We start from the raw sequence: 5,781 nt of genomic DNA on the forward strand, positions 1-5,781 counted from the left end.
CCGGCGGCGCCATCGCGCCGCGGCGGCTTCTTCTGCTTCTCCCGCCTTTACCGGCGCCGCGCGGGTACCACGCTGAGGCGGCCGCGTCCTGCGAAAAATCCTCGATCACCATCGCGAAATACGACAGGCATTCCTGCGTCGGGTAGTGCCCGCAATTCGGTATCGTCACAAGCCGCGCGTTCGGATGTCATGCGCTCGCGGTTTTGCCGCAACTTGGCATTGGCCCAGCGCGCCGACAGGCCCCGTCACGAGCCGCACACGCGGCGAAGCGCATCGTCGTCCGCACCGGCCAGCGACTGAGCGCATGCGCTACGACGCCGTCAGCCTGCGGCTTTACGCACGAGCTGGCGCGGCCGTACACTCGTCGGCAATTCACGGCCCGTGCGTGGTTTTCAATCCATTCAGTGCTTTCAGCGGGCCAACGGTCGTGCCAGCCCGACGTTCGTCGCGCGACGCCAGGAGGCGCCATGAGTGCAGACGCAGCCCCCGCATCCTCGCCGGTTCAGGATCGCATCCAGCACGTGTTCGTGCTGATGCTCGAGAACCGTTCGTTCGATCACCTGTTCGCGCTGTCGGGCATCGCCGACATCGTCGCCGCGTCGCCCGGCAACAGCAACGCGTACGGCGGCACGGTCTATCCGTTCGGCGGCGGCGCGCCTGACCGGATGCCGACCGATCCGTGCCACGAATTCACCGACGTGCTCGAACAGCTCTGCGGCGCGGGCAGGCCGTTCGTGAAAGGGCAGCCCTATCCGAACATCGACAACTCGGGGTTCGTGTCGAACTACGCGACGTCGCATTCCGAGGGCGCACCGCCGCAGCCGGCCGACGCGGCCAAGATCATGCAGGGCGTTGATGCCGCGGCGCAAGTCCCGTCGTTGTACGCGCTCGCGAATGCGTTCGTGCTGTGCGACGCGTGGCATGCGTCGATGCCGGGGCCGACCTGGCCGAACCGCTTTTTCCTGCATGGCGCGTCGTCGGCCGGGCTCGACCATTCGCCGACCAAGGAGGAAATGGCCGGATGGGATACGCTCGACGGCTTCCACTATCCGAAGGGTTCGATCTTCGATTCGCTCGGCGACGACAACTGGCGCATCTACCAGGACCAGTCCGGCGACCCGCTCGGCCACGTGCCGCAGGTCGCATCGCTGAAGGGCATCAGCTTCTTCGACGTCGATGATCTCGCGCATTTCGAAGCCGATCTCGCGGCCGGCTACACCGCGCGCTACACGTTCATCGAGCCTGGTTATGGCGACATCGTGCACGGCACTTACCGGAACGGCAGCTCGCAGCACCCGATGGACGGGCTGGCCGGCGGCGACCAGCTTGCCGCGCGCGTGTACAACGCGATCCGCAACTCGCCGGTATGGAACAGCAGCCTGTTCGTGATCCTCTACGACGAGCACGGCGGCTTCTACGATTCGGTCAGGCCGGGCGTCGCGCCGCCGCCCAACGATGGCGCACCCGCGACGCTGAACGCGAGCGGCTTCGGCTTCGACGTGTACGGCGTGCGGGTGCCGGCGATCGTGATTTCGCCGTGGGTCGCGGCCGGGCAGGTCGATCACACGCCGTATGACCACGCGTCGGTGGCCGCGACGCTCGAGCGGCTGTTCGGCCTCGCACCGCTGACCGACCGCGATCGTCTCGCCAACGACCTGCTCGCGCTCGTCACGGCGACGTGCCGGACGGATTGTCCGCAAAGGATTGGAACATGAGTACCGCCCCGACTCCGGACCCGCGTGATGCGCTGCCCGTACGCGACGGCACGAGCCTGATCGCTTATCTGCACATCCTGAGGAAAGCGCATGCGGCGCTCGTCGGCCAGGACAGGGCGCATCAGCGCTTCAGCGAGATCGTCACACGCGGGCAGGCGCGGCAGTACATCGAGGAACTGATGCCGGTGCTGTTGCACAAGCGCGCCGAGCATCGGGCGCGCAAGCATGGCGGGAAGCATCGCTGAATGAAGGGGCGCCGTGCATGCCTGGCACGGATGGGGCGCGTCATGCCGCCCGCCGCACGCTGACTGCCGATACCACTGCGCCCGTCAATTGAACCGCCGCGCCGGCGAACATCGCCACGCGCAGGCCGACGGCGCGTGCGGCGATCAGCACCGACACCGACGTACCGCGCGGCGTGCTGCTTGCGCGGGCATGCCGGCACGTGTCGTGAGGCAACCGAGCGACGCGACGTATGCCGTGCGTGCGCGGCGATGTCGCGAATCCGCTCGCCGCTGTCGGGATCGACGATCAGTGCGATCGTGTCTTGTTTCGTCATGGTGGTCCGCGTTGCCGCTGCGAGATCGATGTCCTTTTACGCGTGCCGGTCGATCGGCTCGATACCGGATCGATTGCGTCACGCATCGCCATTGGCTTAAGATCGCCGGGAGATCATCCCACGCCTTCAGCGTCAATGAAAAAGAGCATAAGCCTGCGGGTCGCCGTCATCGCTTCGGCCGTTGCCGTGTACAGCGTCTACATGCACATCCAGCAACTGATCAGCGGCTGCATGTGGGTCAGGGGCCATCAGCGCTGCAGTTTCGAAAACAGTACGAATTTCCAGGGACTGATGGATCTGGACCTGATGATCACCTGTTGCTGGGTCGCCGCGGCGGTGGTCGGATGGATTTCCGTTGCGCAGGGCACGAAAAAGCCGGGTTGACGGCGTCACGCGCGTCCTCTTGGACGAGTACGACATGACCGCTCGATCAGGCTGACTCTGTCAATCCGTGACAACGCGCATTCGCTGAGGAGCGGAGACGATGCGCTCGATGCATTCGCGCCCGAATGCCCGACTTCGTTGCCGGCGGACGAGATGATGTTGATCTTCGGCGAGAGGCGTTGCATCGCGCGCCGCGCGAAGGGAGGTTCCCGTGCAATTTCCGACAGGATCGGTGGTCGCGCTCAGTTCGGCCGCGGCGACGATGTTCTCGATGGGCATGCTGTTTCTCGGCTACTGGGGGTTGCACGAGGCGCTGCCTTGGCGATTCGGCGACTACGTCGTGATCGTGCCGGCGCTGGCGGGGTTCGCATGCCTGGCCAGCGTGCCGTTTCTCGCGACGTCGCCGATGAAAACACCTGACGACGAATCGCGAATGTTCGTCGCACGGCGCGTGTTTCTGTGCGGTGCAGGCGCGGTGTGGTGTGCGATCGTCGCATCGCTGATCGTGTGAGAACACGCTGGCGGGACGGTTTCGGGAACAGCCCCGGGAACGCATCCCGAAACGTCTTACGTGAGGCCGCAACGCGCGGTTTTCACGCCGCCATTCCCGCTTTGCTTTCCCTCACCCCGTGCACTAGATTCGAAGCGTTCGTCCGTTTCAGCGCGCGAGGTGGAGCCATGACGCCGTGGGAAATTCAGGGAACCGAAATGATCAGCTGCAATTGCTCATACGGTTGCCCTTGTCAGTTCAATGCGCTGCCGACCAACGGCAACTGCGAAGCGATGGGGGCGATTTCGATCGACAGCGGCCACTACGGCGACGTGGTGCTCGACGGCGTCAGGATCGCGGTGGTGTTCCAGTGGCCGGGCGCCGTGCACGAAGGCAAGGGAAAGTGCCAGCCGATCGTCGACGAGCGTGCCAGTCCGGCGCAGCGCGATGCCGTGCTGAAGATCATGACCGGTCAGGACACCGATCCATTCGCGACGATGTTCTCGGTGTATGCGTCGACGCTCGAGCACGCGTTCGATCCGATCTTCACGAAGATCGATTTCGACGTCGATGTCGATGCGCGGCGCGGCCGGATTCACGTCGACGGTGTGTTCGATGCGGCCGGCGAACCCATCCGCAATCCGGTGACGGGGGCCGAGCATCGCGTGCGGATCGACCTGCCGCACGGTTTCGAATACGAGCTGGCCGAGATCGGTTCGGGCACGGGGCGCTCGCAGGGCAACATCGCGCTGAATCTCGACGGAACCTATGCGCAGTTCGCGCGGCTGCATCTGAACAATCACGGGCTGATCCGGCATCGCGCCGCGGCATGACGCCGTTCGACTCCTGGTTCGCGCGCGAGCGGGCCGTCACGCTGCTCGGCATGGCCGCGCTCGTGGGGCTGTGCTGGTTCTATCTGTGGACGGGTGCGGGAACTGGCATGTCGGCGCGGGAGATGACGACCGTCGCGCTGTTTCCGCATCGGCTGGCGGACGGCATGGGCAGCATGGACCCGTCTCTGCCGACCGTGATCGCGATGTGGTGGGTGATGATGATCGCGATGATGACGCCCGGCGCGGCGCCGCTCGTGATGCTGTACCGGCGCGTGCTGCGGCAGCACGGCGACGGGGCGGCGGGATCGGCGTTCACGTCGGTCGCGCTGCTGGCCGGCTATCTGACGACATGGCTGGCGTTCTCGATCGGCGCGGCGTTGCTTCAGGCGCTGCTGCAGCCGGCCGGGCTGATCTCCGCGATGATGCTGTGGTCGAAGAGTGCGCTTCTTTCCGCGATCGTGCTGGCGCTGGCCGGACTCTACCAATTCTCGCCGCTGAAACGTGCGTGCCTGCGGCAATGCCGTGCGCCGGCGGCATTCCTGGTCGCGCACTGGCGTCCGGGCGTTGCCGGCAGTTTCCTGCTGGGTGCGCGGCACGGCATGGTTTGCGTGGGCTGCTGCTGGTTGCTGATGGCGCTGCTGTTCGTCGGCGGCGTGATGAACGTCGTATGGATCGTCGCGTTGTCGCTGTTCGTGTTCGTGGAAAAGGTGCTGCCCGGCGGCGACCGTATCGGCCGTGTGCTGGGTGCCGTGCTGATCGCATGGGCCGGTGTGACGTTGATCGTGTGATGCGTAGCGCCGACTGGCGGGGGAAACGCGCCGGGCCCGACGGGAGACGCTCGATGAAAACCTGTTTTCACGCCGTCGTCGTGTCGTGCGCGACGGCGATCGTTGCGACGTCGACGCTCGCGAGTGGCGACATGTCCGGCATGAGGTCAGCCGACACGACCATGTCGGTGCCGGATACGAAGCTGACCGATGCCGAAGTCAAGGAAATCGACGCCGGCCGCCAGCTCGTGACGCTGAAGCACGGCGCCCTCGACAACATCGGAATGCCGCCGATGACGATGGCGTTCAAGGCCGGCGACGCGGCGATGATCCCGTCGCTGCATGTGGGCGACAGGGTCCGGGTTCGAGTGGAAAACGTCAACGGCACACTGACGATCGTGAAACTGGTGAAGCGACCGTGACGACTATGTGGCCCGTGTACGGATGGACGACGTCGGTTTTTCCTGGTTCGTGCTACGTAACGCAGGGCCGGTGTTACGTCGGCGTTATCGGAATGCCAGGGCGGACCGCGCCGCGAGGCACGATCCGCACGTGATGCGCCATGCCGCGCAGTGCGGCGCGGACGGCTATCGCAGGGTGATTGTGAAATTGTGAAGGAGGCCGTTGGAAATGGCACGGTAGATGCTTGTTGGGGTGATCGCGCTGAATAGCGAACGGGGGCTTCCATGCAAGATCACTTCATCAAGGCGAACGTTGCGTTCGCCGCCATTGCCGCGGCGTGCGCGCTCGCGGCATGCGGCGGCGGCGACATTACGGCACCGACGCTGGCCGGTAACAACATCGGGACGAGTACGAGCGGGACGAACGGGACCAGCGGTACTAGTGGCGCGAGTGGATCAAGTGGCACGAGTGGAAGCAGCGGCACGAGTGGATCAAGTGGCACGAGCGGTACCAGCGGAACTAGCGGAACTAGCGGAACTAGCGGAACTAGCGGAACTAGCGGAACTAGCGGAACTAGCGGAACTAGCGGAACTAGCGGAACTAGCGGAACTAGCGGAACCAGCGGAACCAG

At 65.1% G+C, this 5,781-nt stretch carries 7 protein-coding genes and 1 pseudogene; all 8 read left to right on the forward strand.

The genetic code is table 11. The annotated features are described in order from the left end of the window. Positions 1 to 467: 467 nt before the first annotated feature. A complete protein-coding gene (locus JMF90_RS21050) occupies positions 468 to 1,715 on the forward strand; it encodes an alkaline phosphatase family protein (protein WP_011547640.1) in 1,248 nt (415 codons plus the stop codon). After that, positions 1,712 to 1,960 carry a hypothetical protein gene (locus tag JMF90_RS21055; protein WP_011547641.1) on the forward strand — a complete coding sequence of 83 codons (249 nt, stop codon included), beginning with the start codon at positions 1,712 to 1,714 and terminating at the stop codon, positions 1,958 to 1,960. Before JMF90_RS21050 ends, JMF90_RS21055 begins: the two co-directional genes overlap by 4 nt. A gap of 449 nt (positions 1,961 to 2,409) precedes the next feature. Then, on the forward strand, positions 2,410 to 2,658 hold the full coding sequence (locus JMF90_RS21060; protein ID WP_006478971.1) for a hypothetical protein: 249 nt from the start codon (positions 2,410 to 2,412) through the stop codon (positions 2,656 to 2,658). A gap of 211 nt (positions 2,659 to 2,869) precedes the next feature. Then, complete coding sequence (locus JMF90_RS21065; protein ID WP_011547642.1) at positions 2,870 to 3,169, forward strand: hypothetical protein; 300 nt, start codon at positions 2,870 to 2,872, stop codon at positions 3,167 to 3,169. Positions 3,170 to 3,336: 167 nt separating this feature from the next. Further along, on the forward strand, positions 3,337 to 3,981 hold the full coding sequence (locus JMF90_RS21070; RefSeq protein WP_011694752.1) for a DUF1326 domain-containing protein: 645 nt from the start codon (positions 3,337 to 3,339) through the stop codon (positions 3,979 to 3,981). Beyond that, complete coding sequence (locus JMF90_RS21075) at positions 3,978 to 4,769, forward strand: DUF2182 domain-containing protein (protein ID WP_011547644.1); 792 nt, start codon at positions 3,978 to 3,980, stop codon at positions 4,767 to 4,769. The genes JMF90_RS21070 and JMF90_RS21075 overlap by 4 nt, the downstream gene beginning before the upstream one ends. Before the next feature lie 53 nt (positions 4,770 to 4,822). Continuing rightward, positions 4,823 to 5,170, forward strand: a complete 348-nt coding sequence (locus JMF90_RS21080) for a copper-binding protein (protein ID WP_011547645.1) — start codon at positions 4,823 to 4,825, stop codon at positions 5,168 to 5,170. A gap of 264 nt (positions 5,171 to 5,434) precedes the next feature. Then, positions 5,435 to 5,781: pseudogene (locus JMF90_RS21085) on the forward strand (collagen-like triple helix repeat-containing protein); the annotation flags it as partial.

This window comes from Burkholderia sp. E168m23, assembly GCF_016586125.1.
GTDB classification, from domain to species: Bacteria; Pseudomonadota; Gammaproteobacteria; order Burkholderiales; family Burkholderiaceae; genus Burkholderia; species Burkholderia orbicola.

What these genes read in the sequence shown, in the direction of transcription:
- JMF90_RS21050 (WP_011547640.1), top strand. Translation starts at nt 468, where the DNA reads ATGAGTGCAGACGCAGCCCCCGCATCCTCGCCGGTTCAGGATCGCATC.
- JMF90_RS21055 (WP_011547641.1), top strand. Translation starts at nt 1,712, where the DNA reads ATGAGTACCGCCCCGACTCCGGACCCGCGTGATGCGCTGCCCGTACGC.
- JMF90_RS21060 (WP_006478971.1), top strand. Translation starts at nt 2,410, where the DNA reads ATGAAAAAGAGCATAAGCCTGCGGGTCGCCGTCATCGCTTCGGCCGTT.
- JMF90_RS21070 (WP_011694752.1), top strand. Translation starts at nt 3,337, where the DNA reads ATGACGCCGTGGGAAATTCAGGGAACCGAAATGATCAGCTGCAATTGC.
- JMF90_RS21075 (WP_011547644.1), top strand. Translation starts at nt 3,978, where the DNA reads ATGACGCCGTTCGACTCCTGGTTCGCGCGCGAGCGGGCCGTCACGCTG.
- JMF90_RS21080 (WP_011547645.1), top strand. Translation starts at nt 4,823, where the DNA reads ATGAAAACCTGTTTTCACGCCGTCGTCGTGTCGTGCGCGACGGCGATC.